At 62.4% G+C, this 23,453-nt stretch carries 21 protein-coding genes; 7 read left to right on the forward strand and 14 right to left on the reverse strand.

The annotated features are described in order from the left end of the window. Positions 1 to 100 precede the first annotated feature (100 nt). The 14 genes from DEIPE_RS02595 to DEIPE_RS02660 all read right to left on the reverse strand — a co-directional run bounded on the left by DEIPE_RS02595 (position 101) and on the right by DEIPE_RS02660 (position 14,697). Positions 101 to 1,042 carry an aldo/keto reductase family protein gene (locus DEIPE_RS02595; protein ID WP_041230654.1) on the reverse strand — a complete coding sequence of 314 codons (942 nt, stop codon included), beginning with the start codon at positions 1,040 to 1,042 and terminating at the stop codon, positions 101 to 103. 514 nt (positions 1,043 to 1,556) lie between these two features. Further along, positions 1,557 to 2,726: a sensor histidine kinase gene (locus DEIPE_RS02600; protein WP_015234436.1), complete on the reverse strand. Its 1,170-nt coding sequence runs from the start codon at positions 2,724 to 2,726 to the stop codon at positions 1,557 to 1,559. After that, positions 2,719 to 4,113: an ATP-binding protein gene (locus DEIPE_RS02605; protein WP_015234437.1), complete on the reverse strand. Its 1,395-nt coding sequence runs from the start codon at positions 4,111 to 4,113 to the stop codon at positions 2,719 to 2,721. Before DEIPE_RS02605 ends, DEIPE_RS02600 begins: the two co-directional genes overlap by 8 nt. Beyond that, positions 4,110 to 5,111 (reverse strand): ATP-binding SpoIIE family protein phosphatase, encoded by a 1,002-nt coding sequence (locus tag DEIPE_RS02610; protein WP_015234438.1) that lies wholly within the window; start codon positions 5,109 to 5,111, stop codon positions 4,110 to 4,112. The genes DEIPE_RS02605 and DEIPE_RS02610 overlap by 4 nt, the downstream gene beginning before the upstream one ends. A gap of 43 nt (positions 5,112 to 5,154) precedes the next feature. Beyond that, positions 5,155 to 5,562, reverse strand: a complete 408-nt coding sequence (locus DEIPE_RS02615; RefSeq protein WP_015234439.1) for an anti-sigma regulatory factor — start codon at positions 5,560 to 5,562, stop codon at positions 5,155 to 5,157. Beyond that, on the reverse strand, positions 5,537 to 5,938 hold the full coding sequence (locus DEIPE_RS02620) for an STAS domain-containing protein (protein WP_015234440.1): 402 nt from the start codon (positions 5,936 to 5,938) through the stop codon (positions 5,537 to 5,539). Before DEIPE_RS02620 ends, DEIPE_RS02615 begins: the two co-directional genes overlap by 26 nt. Then, positions 5,935 to 6,798 carry an STAS domain-containing protein gene (locus DEIPE_RS02625; protein WP_015234441.1) on the reverse strand — a complete coding sequence of 288 codons (864 nt, stop codon included), beginning with the start codon at positions 6,796 to 6,798 and terminating at the stop codon, positions 5,935 to 5,937. The genes DEIPE_RS02620 and DEIPE_RS02625 overlap by 4 nt, the downstream gene beginning before the upstream one ends. 171 nt (positions 6,799 to 6,969) lie before the next feature. After that, positions 6,970 to 8,046: an FtsW/RodA/SpoVE family cell cycle protein gene (locus DEIPE_RS02630; RefSeq protein WP_015234442.1), complete on the reverse strand. Its 1,077-nt coding sequence runs from the start codon at positions 8,044 to 8,046 to the stop codon at positions 6,970 to 6,972. 120 nt (positions 8,047 to 8,166) lie between these two features. Further along, positions 8,167 to 8,406 carry a cell division topological specificity factor MinE gene (minE, locus tag DEIPE_RS02635; RefSeq protein WP_015234443.1) on the reverse strand — a complete coding sequence of 80 codons (240 nt, stop codon included), beginning with the start codon at positions 8,404 to 8,406 and terminating at the stop codon, positions 8,167 to 8,169. 88 nt (positions 8,407 to 8,494) lie between these two features. After that, complete coding sequence (minD, locus tag DEIPE_RS02640; protein ID WP_015234444.1) at positions 8,495 to 9,301, reverse strand: septum site-determining protein MinD; 807 nt, start codon at positions 9,299 to 9,301, stop codon at positions 8,495 to 8,497. Between the two features lie 268 nt (positions 9,302 to 9,569). After that, a complete protein-coding gene (ftsH, locus tag DEIPE_RS02645; RefSeq protein WP_015234445.1) occupies positions 9,570 to 11,429 on the reverse strand; it encodes an ATP-dependent zinc metalloprotease FtsH in 1,860 nt (619 codons plus the stop codon). A 304-nt stretch (positions 11,430 to 11,733) separates the two neighbouring features. Continuing rightward, on the reverse strand, positions 11,734 to 13,155 hold the full coding sequence (locus DEIPE_RS02650) for a tetratricopeptide repeat protein (protein WP_015234446.1): 1,422 nt from the start codon (positions 13,153 to 13,155) through the stop codon (positions 11,734 to 11,736). A 93-nt stretch (positions 13,156 to 13,248) separates the two neighbouring features. Further along, positions 13,249 to 14,151, reverse strand: a complete 903-nt coding sequence (gene panB / locus DEIPE_RS02655) for a 3-methyl-2-oxobutanoate hydroxymethyltransferase (protein ID WP_015234447.1) — start codon at positions 14,149 to 14,151, stop codon at positions 13,249 to 13,251. A 66-nt stretch (positions 14,152 to 14,217) separates the two neighbouring features. After that, positions 14,218 to 14,697, reverse strand: coding sequence for a DUF420 domain-containing protein (locus DEIPE_RS02660; protein ID WP_015234448.1), 480 nt, complete (start codon positions 14,695 to 14,697; stop codon positions 14,218 to 14,220). A gap of 358 nt (positions 14,698 to 15,055) precedes the next feature. Between DEIPE_RS02660 and DEIPE_RS02665 the strand changes: the two genes are divergently transcribed. The 7 genes from DEIPE_RS02665 to ruvB all read left to right on the forward strand — a co-directional run bounded on the left by DEIPE_RS02665 (position 15,056) and on the right by ruvB (position 23,423). After that, positions 15,056 to 16,024: a COX15/CtaA family protein gene (locus DEIPE_RS02665; RefSeq protein WP_015234449.1), complete on the forward strand. Its 969-nt coding sequence runs from the start codon at positions 15,056 to 15,058 to the stop codon at positions 16,022 to 16,024. Further along, positions 16,021 to 16,914 (forward strand): heme o synthase, encoded by an 894-nt coding sequence (locus DEIPE_RS02670; protein ID WP_015234450.1) that lies wholly within the window; start codon positions 16,021 to 16,023, stop codon positions 16,912 to 16,914. The genes DEIPE_RS02665 and DEIPE_RS02670 overlap by 4 nt, the downstream gene beginning before the upstream one ends. 130 nt (positions 16,915 to 17,044) lie before the next feature. After that, entirely contained in the window at positions 17,045 to 18,220 is a 1,176-nt protein-coding gene (gene coxB / locus DEIPE_RS02675; protein ID WP_245557581.1) for a cytochrome c oxidase subunit II, read from the forward strand. A 20-nt stretch (positions 18,221 to 18,240) separates the two neighbouring features. Beyond that, positions 18,241 to 20,664, forward strand: a complete 2,424-nt coding sequence (locus tag DEIPE_RS02680; protein WP_015234452.1) for a cbb3-type cytochrome c oxidase subunit I — start codon at positions 18,241 to 18,243, stop codon at positions 20,662 to 20,664. Positions 20,665 to 20,824: 160 nt separating this feature from the next. Then, positions 20,825 to 21,628, forward strand: a complete 804-nt coding sequence (locus DEIPE_RS02685; RefSeq protein ID WP_015234453.1) for a PhzF family phenazine biosynthesis protein — start codon at positions 20,825 to 20,827, stop codon at positions 21,626 to 21,628. A gap of 88 nt (positions 21,629 to 21,716) precedes the next feature. Then, positions 21,717 to 22,307, forward strand: a complete 591-nt coding sequence (locus DEIPE_RS02690; protein WP_015234454.1) for an SCO family protein — start codon at positions 21,717 to 21,719, stop codon at positions 22,305 to 22,307. A gap of 126 nt (positions 22,308 to 22,433) precedes the next feature. Next, on the forward strand, positions 22,434 to 23,423 hold the full coding sequence (gene ruvB / locus DEIPE_RS02695) for a Holliday junction branch migration DNA helicase RuvB (protein WP_015234455.1): 990 nt from the start codon (positions 22,434 to 22,436) through the stop codon (positions 23,421 to 23,423). Positions 23,424 to 23,453 lie beyond the last annotated feature (30 nt).

Below are 23,453 nucleotides of genomic sequence, written 5' to 3' on the forward strand. Positions count from 1 at the left end.
GCCTGTTGTTCCTTTCGCATGCTGTCTATTTCGCCATCTTCCGGGCGACCGCACAGGGGGGAAGTTCGCACTTCCCCCCTGTGCGGTCGCTTTGCCGGTCTTACTTGAGGATCTCGTCGATGCGCGACACGACTTCGGCGTCGAGCTTCACGCCGCTCGCGGCGACGTTGTCCTCGACCTGCTGCACCTTGGTGGCACCCATGATGACGCTCGACACACCACTCTGTCGCAGCGCCCAGGCCAGCGCCAGCTGCGAGCGGGTAATGCCCAGTTCGTCGGCGATGGGTTTGAGCGCTTTCACGCGGGCGCGGTTTTCCTCGGTCACGAAGTTCTTGCCCCAATTTTCGTTGTCGGTCAGGCGGCTGCCCTCGGGCATACCCTCGTCGTACTTGCCGGTCAGCATGCCCATGGCAAGTGGACTCCAGACCACCAGTCCCACCCCGGCGCTCTCGGTGTAAGGCAGGATTTCACCCTCGACCCGCTCACGGCGCAGCATGCTGTACTCGGGCTGCTCGGTCACCGGGCCGTAGAGCCCGTGGCTGCGCGCGAACTCCACTGCCTCAGCGATGCGCGCGGCGGGCCACATGCTCGTACCCCAGTACATCGCGCGCCCCGTGCGGACCACATGGTCAAAGGCCATGACAATTTCTTCCATCGGCACGCTCGGGTCGTAGCGGTGCGCGAAGTAGATGTCGAGATAATCAGTGCCAAGCCGCTGCAGGGACTTGTCGATGCTTTCCAGCACGTGCTTGCGTGACAGTCCACGGTCGTTCACGTCGTCGCTCATAGGCCAGAAGACCTTGCTGGAAATCACCAGTTCCGAGCGAGGCAGTTCGCGCAGCACCGCGCCCATCATCTCCTCGCTCTTGCCGCGTGCGTACACGTCGGCCTGATCGAAGAAGTTGATGCCCGATTCATGGGCCTTCAGGACGATGTCACGCACCATCTGCTGGTCGTTGACGCTGTGCCCGAAGGTGACCCAGCCACCCAGGGCGATTTCCGAGACTTTCAGGCCGCTTTTGCCGAGATTACGGTACTCCATGCGCGCCATCGTACGGGCGGATACGGTGCACAAGGTGCGTGAAAGTCACATTTGACCCGACGCGTCCAGCGTGGTTCACGTCATCGGAATGGTGCCACGCCTCGTCCCGTTGCAAAAGTGCCTTTAGAGCGTTTGTCCATTCCACCCTTGGAGGAAGACACGCCATCAATTCCATTGTCTTGGGCAGAATGGACGCCCTACAGGACGCCGGCCCGCGTCTTCTTGGCCAGAACGGACTCGCATGAGCAAGCCTGGCCGCTTGGGCAGAACGGACGCGCGCAAGCCCTCAAACCGCTTTGAGGGCTGTCCTGCGCAAGACGCCCTTATGGACGCCTGCCCGCGTCTTGGGCAGAACGGACGCCCTTAAGGACGCCTGCCCGCTTCCAAACGCTCCTGGTCAAGGTCACTTGCTCCCCGCGCTGACAGCGTGCCCAAAAGCGGTTTCGGGCACTGCGCGCTCTCCGCTCGGTCAAAGACATTGACCAAAAACCTATCCATGTCTTTGACAATCGCTTTAGTGCGGCGGCTCTTTGGGGAGGGTGAACGAAAAGGTCGCACCCTGACCGGGCACGCTTTCGGCACGGATGACCCCCCGGTGCAGGGTCACAATCCGCCGGGCGCTGGCCAGACCGACCCCGGCTCCTTCGAAGGACTCGCTGCCGGGCAACCGGCCGAACATCTGAAAGAGCCGCTCGGCGTACTGGACGTTAAAGCCGATTCCGTTGTCCGAAACGCCAATTGTATGGCGATGCTCGTCTTCCACGTGCCAGACCCGGATTTCCGTGGTGTCGCGCCCCTGTGAGAATTTGAGGGCGTTCGAGAGCAGGTTGCCCAGCAGTTGCCGCAAGAGCATCAGGTCACCCTGAACCGTGGGCAGCTCCGCGATCTGCCAGCGCACACGGCGCCCCGCCGAGAGAGGCTCCAGATCACTGCGCACCTGCACCACCAGCTGCGAGAGGGGCACGGCAGTGAAGCGCAGTTCACGTTCTCCCAGGCTGGAAAAGGCCACCAGTTCGTCGATGAGGCTGTTCATCCGCTCGCTCGATTGGCGGATGATATTCAGGTACTGCAGGGCTTTTTCGTCCAGCGCGCCGTCGAGACGCTTTTCGAGCAGGTGCGTAAAACCACGAATGTGCCCAATGGGCTGTCGCAGATCCCTGGAAATCGAGTAGGTCATGCCTTGCAAGTCGAGTGCCAGCTCCTGCAGCCTGAGCGTCCGCTCCTCGATCTGGCGCTCCAGAACGGCGTTGAGTCGCCGGACTTCCGCTTCAGCTTCCCGGACACGCAACAGCGCGCGCACGGTGGCCACCAGCACCGTCGGTTCAATCGGGTGCGCCAGGTACGCGTCCGCTCCCACATCGAGGCCGAACGCCATGTTCTGGGCGCTTAAATGCGAGGCCGACACCATCAGGATCGGCAAGTGAGTGAACTGCTCATCGGCCTTGAGCTGACGACAGACCTCAAATCCGTCCATGTCGGGGAGATTCACGTCCAACACAATCAGGTCGGGTTCATCCAGTGCCCGTTCCAGCGCTGCCGCACCGCTCGCGGCCTCCAGCACTTCGAAGCCGGCCCGAATCAGCGTCCGGCTGGTCAGGTAGCGCCCCGCATCGTTGTCATCCACCACCAGAAGGCGATAAAGGGTGCGCACCACGGATGCGGACGGTGCAGAAACTTCAGGCATCACATTCACCCTCGTTCCGCTCGCTTTTCTCTCTGCTTCCTTCTAACTCGCGCTCCGGCAACACCAACGGCAGCTCAACCCAAAAGCGTGAGCCCTGTCCGGGCGCGCTGCTCACGCCAACCTGCCCCTGCAGCAACCCCGCAAGCTTGCTGGCCAGCGAGAGCCCCAGGCCTGTGCCGCCCGAGCGCGCTCCGTGCTGCGGACCAACCTGCGAAAAATCACGAAACAGCCGCATCAGGTCGTCGGGAGCGATGCCGGCACCCGTATCAGTCACCTCGATGCGTACGGCCTGAGCGCCGCAGCGCGTCGCGGAGACACGAATCTCGCCTTGTTCGGTGAACTTCAGCGCGTTGGAGATGAAGTTCCGCAGAATCTGGGACAGTTTCCCTTGATCGCTGAACAAAGCCGGCAGTTCACCGACGTCTTCGAAGACCAGCCGCACGTCCGGATTGACCAGCAGTGGCTGGAACAGCGCCCGGAGGGTGGAGAACAGTTGAGCGAGTTCGAAGTTCGCCGGATACACTTCCGTTTTGCCGGCCTCGACTTTGGCCACGTCGAGCAGGTCATTCACCATCTGCAGCAATTCTCCGGTGGAACGGCGAATCAGCTCCAGCTGCTTGTCCTGTTCCGGCGACAGCTCGCCGTCCTGGCGCTCCAGCAAAATGCGCGAAAGCCCCAGAATCGAGTTGAGCGGGGTACGGAATTCATGGCTCATGTAGGAAAAGAACATCGACTTGACGTGGTTGGCTTCACGCAGGCGCTCGGCCTTGTCTTCCAGCTCACTGTACAAGGCGACCACGCCACGGTTTGTATCTTCGAGTTCCCTGTTGAGGACGCGCAGCTGCTCTTCACGTTGCGCGAGGTCCTCCAATGCGCGGAGCAGCTCCTGGTTCTGGGCCTGCAGCTCCTCGACAGCACTGGCGGGCCGCAGCTTACTGAGTTCGGCAGCGAGCCGTTTCGTGCCAAGTTCACGCAACGCGGGCGTGCTCGGCAGCGCTTTGCCGACTTGCACGGTGGTCCCCTTACCCGGGCTGCTGGAAATCTCGAAAGCGTCCACCAGACGGCGCGTACTGCGCAGCCCCAACCCCCTCCCGGTAGGAGAATCGAAGCGACCTTCCAGAACGTCTTGCAACCGAGGAATGCCCGGCCCCTGGTCAGTGACCCTCACGTACAGCATCTGGGCTTGGGCATCGAGCACGTACTCCACCTGCCCGCCTCCAGCGTAGGTGTAGGCGTTACGAACAAGTTCGGACACGGCAGTGGCCAAACGTGTCTGTCCCTGCGAGGACACACCCAGCCGGTCCGCGAGGTGCTTGGTATTCGCGCGCACCGTGACGACATCCTGTTCGGCGCGAACGGGGACACGCAGCAACACTTCGGGATTCACGCTTCGCGCTCTTTCACAACGACCACCGTCACGTCGTCACGCTCGCGGTTGAAGTCCCGGTACAGCACGCCCGCGATGACCGCCGCCCGACGGCGCAACAGGCCAGGATACTTCGCGAGGTTCCAGGTGCTGGCGAGGCCGTCAGTGTGCATCACCAACACGTCACCAGCTGCCCAGGGAAGAACATATTCCTGAAATTTACGCGCTTCCTGCCCCAAAGTACCGTTGTGCGACATCAGCCCCCGTCGGCCCTGCAAGGACAGCACCACGCCGGAAATGTTCCCGACTCCTGCAAAACGCAGGGTACCGGTCTCGATGTCGAGTTCGGCCATAGCGCCCACCGCGCCCCGGGTCGCCCGCAGGGCTTCGTGGATACGCTCCAGCATGGCGTGGGGGCCCAGATTCGGATGGTCAAAAAATACCCTGTCTGCCGCGCGCGCCGCTTCGTTGGCCAGCAGGCCGTGTCCCAGCCCGTCCACCACCGTCAGCCGCACCTGGGCTCCTGAAGCGGTCAATGACCAGCCGTCCCCGCTCACACGCTCTTTCGGGTGCGGCAGGCGGACGGTGCCCGCATCGATTCGGGCGTTCGCCGGCAGCGCGCCGTGTTTTGCGAAGAGCTGCGCGAACACCACCGTCCCCATCCCGGCCAGGGTGTAAACATCGTGCGTATTCGACAGGCGGCTGACCGCACCCAGACCGGTGCCTGGCGTACCGGCCGTGGAGTAACCGTCTCGCATGACTTCACCGACACGGGCAATGCCTGGGCCACGGTCCAGGGAGAGCAGCTCCAGCACCGCGGCGTCAGTCGACTGAATCAGCAGTTCACCGCCGTGCGGCGTGTGTTTGATCAGGTTGGTCGCCAGCTCGGTTGTAACGATGGCCACGTCTGACAGTCGGGACTCGCTGAAACCCAGCGTACTCGCACGCTCAACGGCCAGCCGCCGGGCTTCGCTGACGGCGCTGGCTTCACGGATAGCAACGGCAATGGACACCGACACGTCAATTCCGCCGTTTCGGTGGTGCGGGAATCTTTATCATGGGCTACTTCCACTTCACGATGGTCACCCGTGTGTACTGGCCGGGCAGGGTATCAATGGAAAACTCACTCATCAGGCGCTGCGCTCCACTGAGCCCGAGCCCCAGCCCACCGCCGGTAGTGTAACCGTCGGTGAGCGCCAGGGCGATATCGGGAATACCTGGGCCCTGGTCTTCGAAGGTAAGCCGCAGACCGCGCCGAGGCGCGTGGTGAGGTTCGAGCTGCACGTGGCCTCCCCCACCGTGAACCAGGGTATTGCGGGCCAGTTCGGACGCGGCCGTGACCAGCTTCGTCTGATCGACCAGTCCAAAACCCAGCTCGACGGCCAGCTGACGTACGGCCTGCCGGACACGCACAACGTCATCCTCGCTTCGCACGGCCATGCGGTCATTCCGCGCGGTCGACGTCGACATTCAGGTCCTCACTTCGCCCTTGAAACCGCAGGCCCAGAAGCTCCATGCCCTTTTCGACGTTCAGCGCAGTCTCGACGTGCTGCCAGGTGACCCCCAGCTCGACCAGCGTAATGGCAACGGCCGGCTGCATTCCCACGATGACCGTTTGCGCGTCCAGAATGCGCGCCATCGAGGCGACGTTGCCCAGCACGCGGCCGATGAACGAGTCGACGATTTCCAGTCCTGAGATGTCGATCAGCACGCCACGCGCGCTGGTTTCGACGATCCTGGAGGTCAGGTCGTCTTGCAAGATCAGCGCCAGGCGGTCGTAAATGTCCGTCTGAATGCTGACCAGCAGGCAATCGCCCAACTTGAGAACTGGAATGCGCTCGGTCATGACCGGGCACTGCGCGTCACGCTGTACCCTTTGCGGGCAAGCGCGACCTGAATGGCGTCGGCAAGGCTCGACTTGGTGATCACGCCGCTCAGATCGATGCCCAGGTGCACGATGGTCTGAGCGATCTGCGGACGAATGCCGCTGATGATGCACTCCGCGCCCATCAGCTTCGCGGCAGCCACGGTGCGCAGCAGGTGCTGCGCCACCAGCGTGTCGACGGTGGGCACCCCGGTGATGTCGATGATCGCCAACGTCGAACCGGTCTCGACGATGCGCTGCAGCAACGATTCCATCACCACCTGCGTGCGTTCGCTGTCGAGCGTACCGATCAAGGGAACCGCCACTACCCCTTCCCAGACCTTGATCACTGGGGTCGAGAGTTCGAGTACTTCCTGACGCTGGCGTTCGATGATCTCCTCGCGGCCACGCTGAAAAACCTCGACGGTAAAGAGACCCAGCTGATCGATGAGCACCGTGGACGTCCAGAGTTCGTTGGCCAGCTGCTCGGGCTGACCGGTCAGCACGGTCCGGAGTCCCTCGAACAGGGGCTGCTTGAAGGACATGACGAACATTGCCACTTCGGACGAGGAAAAACCCTGCATCACCCGTTTATTCGAGAGTCGCTCCAGAAACGACTTGACGTCCTGCCAGGCCGCGCTGTCGATGTTGGCGAGGTTTCCACCCGCCACCGCCTGCGAAAACACGCTGATGAATTCCTGCGACTCACGCCGAAGCTCGGCCTCACCGATCAGGTCGCGGCGCATGTTGGCAGCGGCGAGCTGGTGAGCAAGCCACGTCTGCAAGAAGGTGGTCGGGTCGTGCTGAAGGGCTTGTGCGATCGCGCTTGATGTGGTGGTCATGGAGTCTCCGGAAAACTGTGGAATTGCAATACGAATCAGGTTTCGGCACCTTGTAAGTTCCGGCCCAGCATAGCGCACCGCCTGTGAAAGCCTTTCCACGGAAGGGGGGATGACGCAGCGTTCACACCCTCACCGAGTGCATCCAACTCACCAAGCTTCCGAAGCGCCCCGTCAGATCTGTTCCAGGCGGTCGCGGTAGATCACGTACGCCAGGCCCAACGTCACGAGCACTGAAACCAGCGAACTGAGGCCATAGCTGACCAGCGGCAGGGTGATGCCGGTGAGCGGCAACATGGAAAGCGAAGCGCCGATGTTCTCCACGGTCTGCACACCCAGCTGTCCCAGAATGCCGGCAAAAAGCAGCTGATCTTGTGGTCGTGTCAGGTCGCTGGACATCCCCGCCAGCCGCCAGAACAGTGCTCCAAAAATGCCCAGCAGCGCCACGGCACCCACGAAGCCCTGCTCCTCGGCCCAGGAAGCGAACACGAAATCGCTGTGCTGGCTGTACACAAAACCGTTGTGGGTCTGGGTACCGTTCCCGTACCCCTTGCCCTGCATCCCGCCCGAGCCAATGGCGATGGTGGACTGGATCTGGTGGTAGCCCGCGCCCTTGGGGTCTTCGTAGGGATTGACGAAAATGGTCAGGCGGCTCTGCTGGTACGGTTTGAGTCGGGGGTAGACGACGGTAGGGAACGCCACACCGATGACCAGCACGACCAACAGCACGTGCCACAACGGAATACGCCACACGATCAGCATGCACGCCAGCATGCCCGCCAGCACCATGCCACCGCCGAAGTCCTCTTTGACCACCAGCCCCAGCACCGGCAGAAAGAGCAGCAGCGGCCAGAAATACGACCGCACGCCCTGATAGCCGCCACGCATCACCAGCGGCAGCAGCACGATCAGCGACAGCTTGGCAAGTTCGAGCGGTTGAAACTGCAACGGGCCCAGCACCAGCCAGTTCCGCTGCCCGTTCACTTCCTTGCCGATCACAAAGGTGGCCAGCAACAGCACCACCGCGAGTACATACAGATACGGCGCCGCGCCATAAATCCGGTCCCGGCCCGCCCACAGCAGCAGTGCAAGCGGCACGACCGCCAGGGCCACACCCAGGAGCTGCTTCTGAAAAATTCCCTGGTCAACCAGATTGGGAGACATCGCCACGCTGCTCACGGTCACCAGACCCGCTCCGAGCAGCAACAGCACCAGCACCGGCAGGCCGAGATCGTACTTCGCCACGTGCATGATACTAGCGGCTGACGCCCCAAGCATGTTGAGTGGCTACTGCGAAATCAGCGGCGTGTCGAAAAATGCTCATGACAAGCAGGAAGTGCCTCGCTGAGGCACTTCCTGCAGCGCGGAAATTCAGTTGCCGTTCAGTGGAATGTTGGCGACCAGCACCACCGTGTCGCCGCGCTGCTCGACCTCGACGTTCGGGCCGAAGCGACCCTGCGTCGGGAAGTAGCGTTCGACCACTTCCATCAGGTCGCGCCGCAGGGCGTCCACCTTGCCGGGCGGAATCTGCGCGCGGTCGTAGGCCAGTACCAGCTCCAGACGGTCTTTGAGCGCTTCTTTCGATCGTTTGCTGCGGTTGCCCCAAAACATCACAGGCCTCCAGACCGGGATACCCGGACGCAAGGATAAACGTCGCCAGGGCCAGCCCTGAGAAATGAGCCAAACGAGGATCGCGGCGTCACGACGCGGCTCCTCCGAACAGGCGGCGCAGCGCGGCCATAAAGCCTCGGTCCTCTTCGAGTTTCATGAACGGAACGTCCTCACCGTGAATGCGCCGGGCGGTATTCAAAAAGGCCTGCCCGGCGCGGCTACTCCCCAGCACCGCCGGTTCGCCGATGTTGGTCGATACCAGGATGCCTTCGTCTTCGGGAACGATTCCGATGGGTTTGACACCCAGAATATCGAGCACATCGGCTTCACTGAGCATGTTGCCACTGGCGACCATTTTGGGGCGCAAACGGTTGATCACCAGGCGGATCTCGCGCACCTGCTGGGCTTCAAGCAGGCCGATGATCCGGTCGGCGTCTCGAACGCTCGAGACTTCCGGGTTGACGACCACCAGCGCGCCCTCGGCAGGTGCGGCTGCTGTCCTGAAACCACTCTCGATCCCGGCCGGCGAATCGATCAGAATGCGGTCGAATCCCTCTTCCTCCAGCAGCGCCCGCACGGCAGTCTGCATCTTGTCGGCGTCCAGCGCGTCTTTGTCCCGCGTCTGGCTGGCCGGAAGCAGGTAGAGCGATTCGACACGCTTGTCACGAATGAGGGCCTGCCGAAGACGGCACTTGCCCTCGATCACGTCGATCAGGTCAAACACCACCCGGCTTTCCAGTCCCATCACGACGTCCAGGTTGCGCAAACCGACATCGACGTCGATCACGGCGACTTTTTCGCCGAGCTTGGCCAGTCCGGCGCCAATGTTGGCAGTGGTGGTGGTCTTTCCCACGCCTCCCTTACCAGAGGTCACGACGATCACTTTGGCGTTCAAAACTTCCTCCTCGGATTCCGCAAGCTTCCTTGACAGGGCTCAGGCAATTGCTCCAGTGTATCGCGCCAAATTCGCGTCGCAAGTTCCACGGTAGCCGCTTGCCGCCTGTTGGTGACTTTTAGCATAGTTTAATTTTCCATCCAGTCCCAGTCCTGCCAGGAGCCAGCGACGCCCGGGTGAAGCGAGGCCAGTTGTGCGAGGGGGCAGGCAACGATCGTTCACCACAAAAATAGGGCCCTGCCAAGCAGGGCCTTTTCATTTCCCGAAATCAGTCGGCAGGATTGTGTGACAGTGGCTGTTCGTGGCCGCGAAGTTTCTCGACCGCGCTTCGCACGACATCTCCGGTGATCAGCTCGCTGGTGAGCAGGGCCTCGGCCACTTCGTGCATGGCGCCGGCGTACTCGCTGACGAGCTGCTTGGCGCGCGTGTAAGAACGGTCCAGAATCCGCTTCACGTCTTCGTCTACCAGTCGGGCCGTGTGCTCACTGAATTCCTTGCGCCGGGCCATATCCTCGCCCAGGAACACCGGACCGCTTTCGGTGGTCAGCGCCTGGTGCTGAAAGGTATCGCCCATGCCCCATTCGAGAACCATCCGGCGGGCCATGTTGGTCGACTTCTTGAAGTCGTCGGCGGCCCCCGTGGTTACCGTGCCGATGAACACCTCTTCGGCGGCACGTCCGCCCAGTGACACCACCAGCTGGTTTTCCAGGCGTTCCTTGCTCATCAGCACCTGCTCCTCGGGCAGGTAAAATGCGGCTCCCAACGCGCGTCCACGCGGAATGATGCTGACCTTCTGCAATTTGTCGGCCCCTGGGGTGACAGCCGCCGTGACGGCGTGGCCTGCTTCGTGGTACGCAATGGCGCGCCGCTCAGCCGGCGTGATGGTCAGGCTGGCATTTTCGAGGCCCAGCGTGATCTTGTCGAGCGCCCGGTAGAAGTCACTCATGTCGATCTGCACTTTGTTGATGCGTGCTGCTTCCAGGGCCGCCTCGTTGACGAGGTTCTTCAGGTCGGCGCCCGAAAAGTAGGGGGTGCTCTTGGCAATTTCATCCACATCGACACCACTCGTCAGCGGTTTGTTGCGCATGTGAACCTTGAGGATCGCCTCACGCTCCTTGAGATTCGGCAGATCGATGGTGACCTGACGGTCGAAACGACCGGGGCGCAGCAGCGCCGGGTCGAGTACGTCCGGTCGGTTGGTGGCGGCCATCACGATTACGCTGGTCTGCTTGTCGAAGCCGTCCATCTCGCTGAGGATCTGGTTGAGGGTCTGTTCGCGCTCGTCGTGCCCACCACCGATACCAGCACCGCGCTTGCGACCGATCGAATCGATCTCGTCGATGAAGATAATGGCGGGCGCATTCTTGCGCGCGTCCTCAAACAGCGTGCGCACACGGCTCGCACCGACCCCCACGAACATCTCCATGAATTCGGAAGCCGAAACAGTGAAGAAGGGGACATCGGCTTCGCCTGATACGGCGCGCGCCAACAGGGTCTTGCCCGTGCCCGGAGGACCCACCAGCAATACACCTTTGGGAATTTCCGCGCCGATATTGACGTACTTCTGCGGATTTTTCAGAAAGTCGACGACCTCGACGAGTTCGCGTTTGGCTTCTTCCTGTCCGGCAACGTCACCGAAAGTCGTACTGACGCGGTTTTCCTTGCCATACTTCTTGGCCCGCGACTGACCAAACTGCATAACGCTGCTCTGTCCGCCCTGCGCCCGCATAAAGATGAAGTAGAACAGGCCGATCATCAGCAAAATGGGCAGAAAATTGATCAGCAGTGCCGGCCACAGACTCTGGCGCCGCTGCTCGACCTGTACACCCTGCTGTTGCAGCTGGCCGATCAGGTTGGCGTCGGGCGTAGCGGCATTGGTGATCAGTGTGGTCTGGAAGCGCTCGACGTTCTCGGTCTTGCCGGTCGTGGTCAGCACCTCTGTGGGCGCCTTGAGCTGCACGGTCGCGTTCGATTCGGTCAAGGTGACCCGTTCGACCTGGCCTCGCTCGACCAATTGTTTGAAGGTGGTATAGCTGACTTCCCGCTGCGTGTTGACCGGGTTATTGGCGAAGACCAGATACAGACCGAGCACGAGCAGCAGAATGAGCCAGGGATTGAAGCGCCTCAAGATATTGTCCTCCAGAAAGAATGGGTGCCATGTTCGAAGTAAAGCGTGTCTGCCTGAGCACTGGCTGCGCCCGAAACGATACGTCTCACCGTGCCCCGCTTCGGGCAGCGTGAAAGACCGGTAAGCTGCGCCTGATCCTGTCCGCGCCGACGCGATACTTGAGTGTACCAGACTCAAGGTGGGGTTGCGTGCTCCAAATTACAGCCCACACGGCTCGTTAAACGAATCGCCACTGCTGTGTGAGAAGCCTGGGCACAAGGCCGGTGTCCAGGCTCAGGGCGGCTCTGGTGACCGCAGACCGGCCTCAGTTCAGGGTCCGCTGGTTGCCGCCGCGCATTTCGTTTTCTGCGCGCGATATCAGTTCGCTCAGCGTGGCATACCACTCGTCACTGCGGTCTGTATGCTCCAGTGCCTGGCTGGCGTGGGCGTAAATGGCCCCCGGATCGCGAAAGCCCTGCTGGGCCAGGATATCTGCTGCCATCTGATGCCCGGTCACCCAGTCGCGCGAACCGGGCGCGGCCTCCCCCACTACCCGTTCGTAATGCTCGAGCGCCTCGTCGAGGTGGTAATAGTCGAGGGCAACACTGCCCAGAACCAGGCTGGCTGGCACGGTCGCTCCCTGTGACAGCGCCTGCTGGGCGCTCTGTTCCGCCTCCTGCAAACGGCCAAGACGGTATTCCGCTTCGGCGAGATCGGCGTACACCTCGGGCACAAAGGGATAGTCCTGCTGGGCAAGCACTTCTTGCAAGCGTTCACGCGCTTCCAGCGGCATGTCACAGTCCAGATACGCCACGCCCAACTCATGCAGCGCGTAGGCACGGTCACCCCCCTGCGACAGTGCCAGGGCCTTGTGAAAGTGCTGCGTGGCCTGCTCACCGTCACCGAGCGCCGTCATGACCTGTCCCCACACGAGCTCCACCCCGTAACTCAGATCGCCGTGTTCCTGTTCGAGACGCCCGGCTTCCTGAATCGCCTGCAGCGCCTCTGGCAGGCGCCCCAACCCCAGCAGCGCCTGGGCACGCAGGTAGTGCCAGCTGGCCCGGTGCAGCATCTCTTCCTCACCTCCCCGGTACTCGACGTGAGCGCGCTCCAGGCTTTCGAGCGCCTCGTCGAAACGGTCGAGCTGTAACAGCACCGCCGCGCGTTCCTGCAGCATGATGGCGCGGTTGAGACCCAGTGCGAGATGGGCAGCCTCGGCGTAGAGGAGCGCAGCGTCTTCGTGATGGCCCAACTGCTCCTCGCTGTCGGCCTGCCAGGAACGCAGACGCCAGCGCAGGTGCACCGGCAGCGCCGAGGAGGGCGGAGCGCTGTCCAGCGCGCTCTGCGGCTGCTCAGCCAGCGCCAGGGCCACCATCGCGTGGTAGCGCGCCAGGGCGGCTGCCTCAGCCAGTGGCAACGTGGTCTGTGCCTGCAGCACTTCCTGGGCCAGGCGCGCGCCTTCGCCGGGGTTTTCTCGGGCAGTCAGTTCGGCACTCAAGGCCTGATACAGCGCCTCGGCGCTGAGGGCGGGATCGAGCGTGACGCTTTCGCGCAGAGCGCTCCGGGTATCCTCGATGCCTGCGTCACCGTACAGACTGTGCAAGCTGGCGACCAGCAGTGAAAGTCGGGCCCGCTGGGCACGGCCAGCGGCACTGAACGCGCCCTCCAATACCCAATAGGCCGCGTCAAAGTCCTCGTGTTCGAGCACCTGCGTTGTTTGTTGCCATGTCGTCGAAAGCTCGATCATCTCTAGAGGGTTAGCATACTCCCCGCACTCCTCCTCTCGGCAGCCGACAGCACACCACCCGGGCCGCTGCTGTCCAAAGGTACTGTTGCGACGTCAGTACAGCTTTTCGAGCCGCTCGGCATCGCCAAGATCGTCGAGTTCGGCCACCCGCTGCGCTGTCCCGGCCTGCTCCAAGCTTTCTTGCAGCCTGCGCAACACGTCGCTGTTGATCAGAAACCCGTGCTCGGGTGTGGGAAACACGCCGGCCCGGACCTCCTGCGCGAAGGCGGTGATGGCCTCACGGCCATCGCGTCCCAACTCTGCGTAGCGCTTGGCCAGCTTCTTCTCGTCGCCTTCGTACAGGCCTAGCAGGTCGTGGTACACCAGCACCTGCCCCCGGCAGTGCGGCCCTGCCCCGATGCCGATGGTGGGTACCCTCAGCCGCTCGGTGACCAGGGCAGCGAGCCTGTTCGGAATGGCTTCCAGTACCACCGCAAAAGCGCCGGCACGCTCGGCGGCTCGCGCGCCCTCCAGCACCATCCGGGCGCCCTCGACCGTTTTTCCCTGCACCTTGAGCCCGCCCTGGGCGCTGGCCGTCTGAGGCCGCAGACCGACATGACCCATCACCGGAATACCGAAGCGGGTGAGGTGCGCCGTGATCTCGAGCACCTCTTCACCGCCTTCGAGCTTTACCGCGTCGGCACCGGTTTCCTTGACCAGCCGCACGGCGCTGCGCGCCGCGTCGGTTACGCCGGTCTGAAAGCTGCCAAAAGGCATGTCGACGACCAGAAACGTTGCCGGGGCGCCTCGGCGCACGGCACGGGCATGGTGAATCATGTCGTCCAGGGTGACCTGAGCGGTACTTTCCAGACCCAGCACAACGTTGCCCAGACTGTCACCGACGAGGATCATGTCAACGCCGGCACGCTCGGCGCTCAGGGCGCCGGGATAGTCATAGGCCGTCACCATGACCAGTTTGTCTTCCGAGCGGACGAGGTCGGGCACGGTCTTCTTCATGCGTTCAGCCTACTCTGCGCCGGCGCGAAGAACAGTCCCTGCACCACAAGCCGGTCAGCAGCCGGATCAGGCTCCCTTGACGGCGCCGTGGTGCTCGAGCACGAGGTAGATGATCCATCCCGTGGCCGCCACGTACAGCCACACCGGAACGGTCCAGCGCACCCAGGCCCGGTGCTGCTGAAAGTAGGGACGGGCCTGGGGGCTGTCGATCTGCTGCAGGTCTCCGGCGGCGCGCAGGCCCTTCCAGGCGTTCAGGACCGCCAGCACTGCCAGGGGCAGGTTGAACGCAGCCAGAATGGTGTGCGAGATCAGCAGCGTGAAGTACGCGCCGCGCCACTCGTCCGGACCGACGTAGGTCTTGCCGTACCCGATGCCGATACGCCACAGGTAAAGCACCAGAAACAGCGTCGCCAGGCCCGAGGCGAGCAACATAGCACGCATGTGCCACACCCGCAGGTCCCGTTTGATCAGCAGAACACCGACGACGAGCGCCATCCCACTCAGGATGATCGTGATCACGGAAAGCTGGCTGAGCAGCGGACCCATCAGGAGTGCCCGCTCCGAGCAAAGCGCCGGGAGAAATCGGCTTTCATGGTGAAGGTCGGGGTCATCATTCGTTTACATTAGAGGACTTTTTTGCGTGCTGGTGCGGGGACAATTGTACTGAAGGGCGCGAACGGCGGGTCCTAGAATACCGCTAAACTGCACGCAGGGCGCCTGGACGCACTGGACCACGCAGCTTGGCCAAAGGAGCAGTGAGAAGATCAAACAGCATGTTTCCTGCGCGCCGCTGGTGACGCATGAAGGGTAGGTATGGTGTGCGGGTAAATCTTGCTTTGAACGGCGGGCCGGACGCGACAACCGGCACGGAACACTTGGCCGGGGCATGTCTCGGGAGCAGAAAATGAAGGCGCAGCTGGCCGCGCCACGCCGCGCCCTGAGCCTCTCTGCCTTTGCCTGGAGCGTGCTCGCGTACAACATCGTGGTCATTCTGTGGGGCGCCTACGTCCGGATTTCCGGTTCGGGAGCGGGCTGCGGCAGCCATTGGCCACTGTGCAACGGTGAGGTCGTGCCGCAGTCTCCCAGCGTGCATACCCTCATCGAGGTCAGTCACCGGGTCAGCAGCAGCCTGTCGGGATTGCTGGCCATCGTGCTGGTCGTGTGGGCTTTTCGCCGCCCCAAAGGCGATCCCGTCCGGCTGGGTGCCGCAGCGTCACTCACGCTGATCATCTTGGAAGGATTCGTGGGAGGCGTGCAGGTCCTGTTGGGACTCACGGCAGATTCGAGAGACCCGGCGCGCGGCTTCGTGCAGGGCGTTCACTTTGCCAATACTTTCGCGCTGACAGGCGCGCTGCTGCTCACGGCCCTGTGGGCCTCCGGCGCACCGCGCCCGCGTCTGCGCGGTCAGGGCTGGCTTGGATGGGGCGTGGCTTTCGCGCTGGTCAGCATGATCCTGCTCGGCATGGCCGGAGCCGTGACCGCGCTGGGCGATCTGCTTTTCCGGCCCGAAGGCACGGTGGTGGTCGATACGCTGCGCCGTGACTTCGGGGCGGCTGCGACCATTCTGGAGCGCTTGCGGGTAGTTCACCCGGTGATGGCCATTGCCGTGAGCGCTTATCTGCTCGTGTTTTCCAGATTCGGCCAGATCGCGCGGCCCTCGGCGGGCGCGCGCCTGTGGGGCTCGGTGCTCACCGGAACCATCGCGCTGCAGATGCTGGCAGGTTTTCTCAACGTGGCGCTCAAGGCGCCCGGCTGGATGCAGCTGACCCACCTGCTGTTGGCGTGCATGATGTGGCTGGTGACCGTACTGCTCTGTTTCTTCCTGCTTACCGCCCCAAAAGCGCATCGACGCTTCCCGGAGGTGCACGCGTGACGACCCTCGCCACCCCTGAACGTGCCACCTGGCGCGATTACCTCTCGCTGACCAAACCCAAGGTGATCAGCCTGCTGCTGTTCACCACCCTCACGGCCATGGTCATGGCCGCGCGTGGCTGGCCCGACCCGATCCTGCTGCTGGCCGTGGCCGTCGGCGGGTACGCTTCCGCTGGCGCGGCAGGCGTGTTCAACATGATCATTGACCGCGACATCGACCTCAAGATGGCCCGCACCGCCACACGGCCCACCACCAGCGGCAAGATCAGTTTGCAGAGCGCGCTGGTGTTCGGGCTGGCCCTGGCCGTCGGGTCGTTCACCCTGCTGTGGACTGTTGCCAATCCACTCACGGCCTGGCTGTCGCTGGCCGGACTGCTCACTTATGTGGTGGTGTATACCCTGTGGCTCAAACGCATGACCTGGCACAACATCGTCATCGGCGGAGCAGCCGGCTGCTTCCCTCCACTGGTCGGCTGGGCGGCGGTCACGGGCGACCTCAACCTGTTCGCGTGGTACCTCTTTGCCATCGTCTTCTTCTGGACGCCGGTGCACTTCTGGGCGCTGGCACTGATGATCAAGGACGAGTACGCCCAGGTGGGCATTCCCATGCTGCCGGTCGTGCACGGCGAAAAACTGACGGTCATTCAGATCGGCCTGTACGCAATCCTCACCGTCGTGCTGTCGCTGCAGCCAGTGCTGCTTCGTGAGGTCTCGTGGCTTTATCTGCTGGTCGCGCTGGTTTCGGGGGTGCTGCTGCTGCAAGGTGCGTGGAAGCTCTACAAGGCGCCCAAAGTGACGCGGCCTGTTGCCGTGGGGCTTTACAAGTACTCGATGCTGTACCTTGCCATCGTGTTTCTCGCGGCGGCACTGGATCGGGCGGTGCTGTCATAAGCGCTCCCTGGCGGTTCGGCAGACCGGACTGTAGGCGTCTATGGGCGGCCAGCGCGCTTCGAGCCCGCGCAGGCCGGGACTCCCGCCCCTGGGCGAAACCTCATACACTGGGTTGCAATAGAAAGGAGTTATGTTGAATACGTTTTCTCACCTTCCCGCGCACCTTTGGCGCCAGGGAAACCTGCACGCGATGCGGGCGGCAGCCTTGTTTGCCTGCGGTGCTGGCGTCGCCTTCGCGCAAGACAAGGAAACGCGGAATTTTCTCTTCCTGGGTGATCTCGCTTCGCGCTACAACCGCGAAGTCTGGGAGATGAGCATCCCAGCGATCATCATGTCGATTCTGATCGCTGTCGCGACGTCCTGGGCACTCTTTTACAGCGTCATCAAGTTCCGCGAGCGCAAAGGGGAGGTGCGCGAACCGGCGCAGTTCCACGGCAACAACGTGCTGGAAATTGCCTTGATCGCCGTGCCCTTTCTGATCGTTACGGTACTGGCCATCCTGACGGTGCGCACGATGGTGCGCATCAACAATCCGGATATCTACGCCAAAAGCCTGCGTGGGGAGCCAGTCCAGGTGGACGTGCTGGCTGCACAGTTCTGGTGGAACTTCACCTATCCGCAACTGGGCAATATCGCCAACGGGAATGAGATGGTGATGCCGCAGGGCCGCGCCATCCGAACCAACATCACTTCACGAGACGTGATGCACCAGTTCTGGGCACCGAATATCGGTGGACAGCGGGCGGCAATTCCCGGAGTCCAAAAAGAGTACACCCTCGATATTGAGCGTCCGGGCATCTACCAGGGTAACTGCACCCAGCTGTGCGGGCCGTCGCACGCCAACATGCGCTACAAGGTCGTGGTGCTCGCGGAAAATGACTGGAATGCGTTCGTGACGGCAGCGCGCGCGTACCGGGCGCCCGTACCCGCGCCGGGCAGCAGCGAAGCGCGCGGTCAACAGATTTTTCTGCAAGGCAAGAACGGCTCGCCCTCCTGCGCCGGCTGCCACCGCGTGCAGGGCTTGCAGGGCGCGGCGGGCCTCGCGGGGCCGGACCTGAGCTACTTCGCTTCGCGCAACACGCTGGGCGCGGGCATGTGGGAGGGCGAGGCGGCCCGGGAGCGCCTCAAGGAGTGGATTCTCAATTCACCAGGCCTCAAGCCCGGCAGCCTGATGCCGGCTTACCGCAACGTGCAGACCGGCAAATCGCTGCTCAGCGAACAGGATCTCGACGATCTCGAGGCATACCTGCTCACGCTCAAGTTGCCCCCCGCCGCCGAATACTGGAACAAAGTCCCCTCTCGATGAAAGAGAAGGAAGGAAACTGAATGGCCGTACACGTACCCTCCCACTCTGACGCGCGCCCGGGCTTCACGGCGGTGCTGTGGGACTATATAACCACCACCGACCACAAGAAAATCGGCATTCTTTACCTTGTCACGTCAATGTTCGGCTTTGCGATCGCCGGCCTCCTGGCCGTCATGATGCGTACGCAGCTGGCGGTACCGAACAACAATCTCCTGATCGGACAGGCCTACAACGAAGTGCTGACCGCCCACGGCGCAATCATGGTGTTCTTCTTCCTGATTCCGGCGGGTCTGTTCGGCTTCGGGAACTACTTCCTGCCATTGATGCTGGGCGTCCGGGACGTGGCGTTGCCACGGCTGAATAACTTCGCGGTATGGCTTTTCATCTTCTCGCTGATTTTGCTCGGGACCTCGGCCGTCAACGGTGGCTCGCCCGGCGTCGGCTGGACCTTCTATTACCCGCTCTCGGTCGATCCGCGTAACTCGATTGGTACCAGCACCCTGATGGTGGCGCTGACCCTCAACGGCATCGCGTCCCTGTTGGGCAGCGCGAACTTCGCAGCGACCATTCTCAATCTTCGGGCACCCGGGATGAGCCTGTGGAAAATGCCGATCTTCGCCTGGGGCATTTTCTCCACTTCAGTTCTGCAGCTGATTTCGCTGGGTGGCCTGACCGCCGCGGCGCTCGTCACGTACCTGGAACTGAAAATCGGCCTGAGCATGTTCAATCCGCAGATTGGCGGCGTGCCGACTCTCATGACGCAGTTCTTCTGGTTCTACTCGCACCCGGCGGTTTACGTCATGCTGCTGCCCTACCTGGCGATTGCCGCAGAGATCGCCAGCACCATGGCCCGCAAGCCACTGTTCGGCTACCGCGTGATGGTGTACTCGCTGCTGGGCATTACGCTTGCTTCGCTGCTGGTGTGGGTACACCACATCTTTGCCTTCGGCCTGCCTGACACCTGGCAGTTTGCCTTCGCGCTCTTCACCCTGATTGTTGCCATTCCCACCGGCGTCAAGATTTTCAACATCATCGGTACCCTGTGGGGCGGACGGCTCATCATGCGCACGCCTACCTACTGGGTGGTGGGCTTCGTGTTCAACTTCCTGATCGGCGGCATCACCGGCGTGTCTCTCGGCATGATTCCCTTCGATTACCAGGTGACCCAGAGCTATTACGTGGTGGCACACTTTCACAACGTGATGATGTTCGGCACGGCATTCCTGGTGTTCGGCGGCCTGTACTACTGGTGGCCGAAGATGACCGGGCGTTTTCTGGACGAGAAGCTCGGAATGTGGAATTTCTGGCTGTTTATGGTGGGCTCCTGGCTGACCTTTCTGCCGCAGTACTTGTTGGGCCTGTTGGGTATGCCACGTCGTTACTACACTTACCCTGAAGGCAATGTGTTGTGGAGCGAACTCAATCTCGCTTCGAGTATCGGCGCCTTCTTGCTGCTGGCAGGCAGCATCGTAATGGTCTGGAATTTCATTCAGAGCTTTCGCAAACCCGCGACGCTCGGTCCGAACCCGTGGGGCGGCTACACGCTGGAGTGGACGGCCTCCAGCCCGCCTGCCCACTACAACTTCGCGCACGATTTCCCCAAAACCTTCCCGACCGAGCGTCCCCTGTACGATTGGGAAAAGCAAGGCATGAAGCTGAAGCCCGTTGATCCGGCCAGCATTCATCTGCCACAAAGTACTCCCTGGCCGTTCATGTCGGCCCTCGGCCTGATCATCATGGGTTACGGCTTGAGCTATGGCTGGTTCAACAGTGGGTTCCGCACCGCGTATGACGCGGTCAATACGATCACCATCTACGGCGGTCTGGCCTTCTTCCTCTATGCGCTGTTCAAATGGGCAGGCACGTTCGAGTACGCGGTGCCAGTTCATCACCACCACCTGACGAAGTACGGCAACGGGTGGCTGACCATGGCCTGGTTCATCGTCTCCGAAGTCGGTCTGTTCGCCGTGCTGATTGCCGGATACGTATACCTGCGCGTCACCGGTCTGGCCGTCCCACCGGTCGAGCGCCCCGAGATCTGGCTGGCCGCGCTGAACACCCTGATCCTGGTGGCGTCCTCTGGGGTAATTCATCAGGCCGAAACCGATTTGCGCAAAGGCAAAGCCACCCGCTTCCGTCTGGGCCTGTTCATTACCCTGATGCTCGGCGTGATCTTCACGCTCTTCCAGATCTTCGAGTTTGTGGTCTTCGGAACGGAGAGTGACTGGCGCCAGAATTTGTGGCAATCGTGCTTCTTCATCATCGTCGGTTTGCACGGTCTGCACATCCTGATCGGCGCGACGGGCGTGGCGCTGCCGTACTACCAGGCGCTCACCGGCAAGCTCGACAAGCACAACCACGGGTCCATCGAACCGGCCGCGATGTACTGGCACCTCGTGGACGTCGTGTGGATCTTCATCCTCGCGATCTTCTACATCTGGTAGCGCCCTCGGCGTAACCTGCGACCATTCACCAGCGTGCCCGGGCATCCACCCGGGCACGCTTCTTGGGAATGTGCCACCTGGTTGCACCAACGCGCGAACCGAGGGGTTCGGCTGAAGCGGAGTTACGGAGCTGGTGCGACAGAGCTGGTAAGGTCTGCTCATGCCTTCTTCCACTCCCCTGTTTCAGGTCGACGCCTTTACTGACGTGGCGTTTCAAGGGAACCCGGCGGCAGTCTGTCTGCTGGATTCACCGCGATCCGACGCCTGGCTGCAACAGGTGGCCCGGGAAATGAACCTCTCGGAGACCGCGTTCGTGTGGACCCAGGCCGAGAGTTCGCAGCTGCGGTGGTTCACCCCAAAAGTCGAAGTCGATCTGTGCGGGCATGCCACCCTGGCTTCCGCGCACGTGCTGTGGGAATGTGGTCTGCTGCCTGAGCGTGCTCCGGCCATCTTCGAAACCCGCAGTGGCACGCTGACCGCGCGGCGCAGCCCGGCGGGCATCGAACTGGATTTTCCGGTGGAGAGCGTGCAGGAGACGATCGCTCCACATGGCCTGCTGGAAGTGCTGGGCTTGTGGAAAGCCAATTTCATCGGCCGAACGAAAACACGTTTTCTCGTGGAGGCGCGCACGGAACGTGAAGTGCAGGAACTCACCCCTGATCTGGTGGCGCTGGCGGTCCTGGCGCCGGGGCGCGTGGTCGTCACTGCCAAAAGTGAACACGAGAACGCCGATTTCGTCTCGCGGTATTTTGCTCCCGGCGTAGGTATTCCCGAAGATCCGGTGACCGGCTCGACGCATTGTGCTTTAGGTCCGTACTGGGCTGCCCGGCTGGGCGGCCACCGTTTCAGGGCGCGCCAATTGTCGGAACGTGGCGGGCAGATGACCGTGGAAGTTCTGGGTGACCGCGTCAATCTGACCGGGCAGGCCGTGACGGTGCTACGCGGCGAATTGCTGACACACTGAGGTTTTCCAGGTGTCATTGCGAAGCCGTCTGGTTGGAAGGGCAGTGCATGGGGACACTTCGCCCTGAGCATGCCGCTAGGCTCGCGGCATGCTGCGCCTGCTGACCACCTTGCTGCTGACCGTCGCGCTCGCGCTGGGCGGTGTCCTGGCCTACCGGACCTATCTGGCGCCGTTGGGTGGCACCGAGGTGGACACCCGCCCCCTGGTGCCCGACGAAGGGTTGGTCGATGACCAGGGCAGGCCGAGCCGCCTGTCAAACCTCACCGCCCAGACCCGCCTGGTGTTTTTCGGCTTCACCCGCTGCCCGGACGTCTGCCCGGCCACCCTGGGCGTGCTGGCCCGCGCCTACGAGCAGTTGTCTGAGCCGGAGCGCTCGAACCTGAAGGTCGTGCTGTTGACCGTGGACCCCGAGCACGACACACCCAGGCAGCTGCGTGATTACCTTGACCGCTTTCATGCTGACTTCGTCGGGTTCTCCGGCAAACCTGCGGCGCTGCAGGCCATGCAGAAGGGATTTTACGTCTATGCCGCCCAGGCAGGCGAGGGAAGCTTCAGCCACGGTGATACCGTGGCCGTGATCGACCGCGCCGGGCGAATGCGCCGGGTCTATACCCAGCAGGACCTGGCCGAGGGCCTCATCACCCGCGATCTCGAAGCGCTGGCACGCGGACGGTACTGAGCTTCACGGGGCAGGGCAGCTGCCCTGCCCGCAGCACCAAGCCCACCCCGGCCCACCGATATCAGGTCCGATTCCACTAAAGCCGAGAAACTCGCACAAATTTCGGATATAGCGTAATATGACCTCATGGAAGCTGATCTCACGCTACGTCCCCGCAGCCTTTCGGATTACGTGGGGCAAAGCCGACTGAAAGAAAAGCTCGCGGTGTACCTCAAGGCGGCCAAAGGACGCGGCGAAGCCCTCGATCACACGCTGCTCTTCGGGCCCCCCGGACTGGGCAAGACCACCCTGTCGCACATCATTGCGTATGAAATGGGAGTCAATATCCGCGTCACGAGTGGCCCTGCCATCGAAAAGCCCGGTGACCTCGCGGCCATCCTCACAAACAGTCTCGAAGAGGGTGACGTGCTGTTCATCGACGAGATCCACCGCCTGGGACGCGTCGCCGAAGAGCACCTGTATCCGGCGATGGAAGATTTCAAGCTCGATATCGTGCTGGGTCAGGGCCCGGCAGCCCGCACCATCGAGTTGCCCATTCCGCGTTTCACGCTGGTCGGCGCCACCACCCGTCCCGGTCTGATCACCGCACCGATGCGTTCGCGCTTTGGAATCATCGAGCACCTGGAGTACTACACGCCCGAGGAACTCGCCACCGGCCTGCTGCGTGACGCGCGCCTGAGCGGCTACGGACTCGACGAGGAAGCAGCCATCGAGATCGGCGCGCGTTCGCGGGGCACCATGCGGATCGCCAAGCGCTGGCTGCGCCGGGTACGTGATTACGCCGAAGTGGCCGGTGAGAAGAACATCAGCCTGGCGCGGGCACAGGACGCCCTCGACAAGCTCGGCCTCGACTCGGCGGGCCTGGACGAGCGCGACATCAAGATGCTCGAAGCGATGGTCCACCGCTTCTCGGGTGGGCCGGTCGGCGTGGATACGCTGGCCACCGCGCTCAGCGAGGACGCCAACACCATCGAGGACGTGTACGAGCCGTACCTGATCCAGCTGGGCTTCATCAAGCGTACGCCGCGCGGCCGGGTGGTGACCGCCCACGCCTACGATCACCTGGGGTTGCCCTACACCGGATACGAGGACGAAGGCCGCTTTCTGAGCAACTGAGTCAAACCCTTTTCTGCACGGGTGCGCGTT

The organism is Deinococcus peraridilitoris DSM 19664, assembly GCF_000317835.1.
In the GTDB taxonomy this organism is placed as follows: Bacteria; Deinococcota; Deinococci; order Deinococcales; family Deinococcaceae; genus Deinococcus_A; species Deinococcus_A peraridilitoris.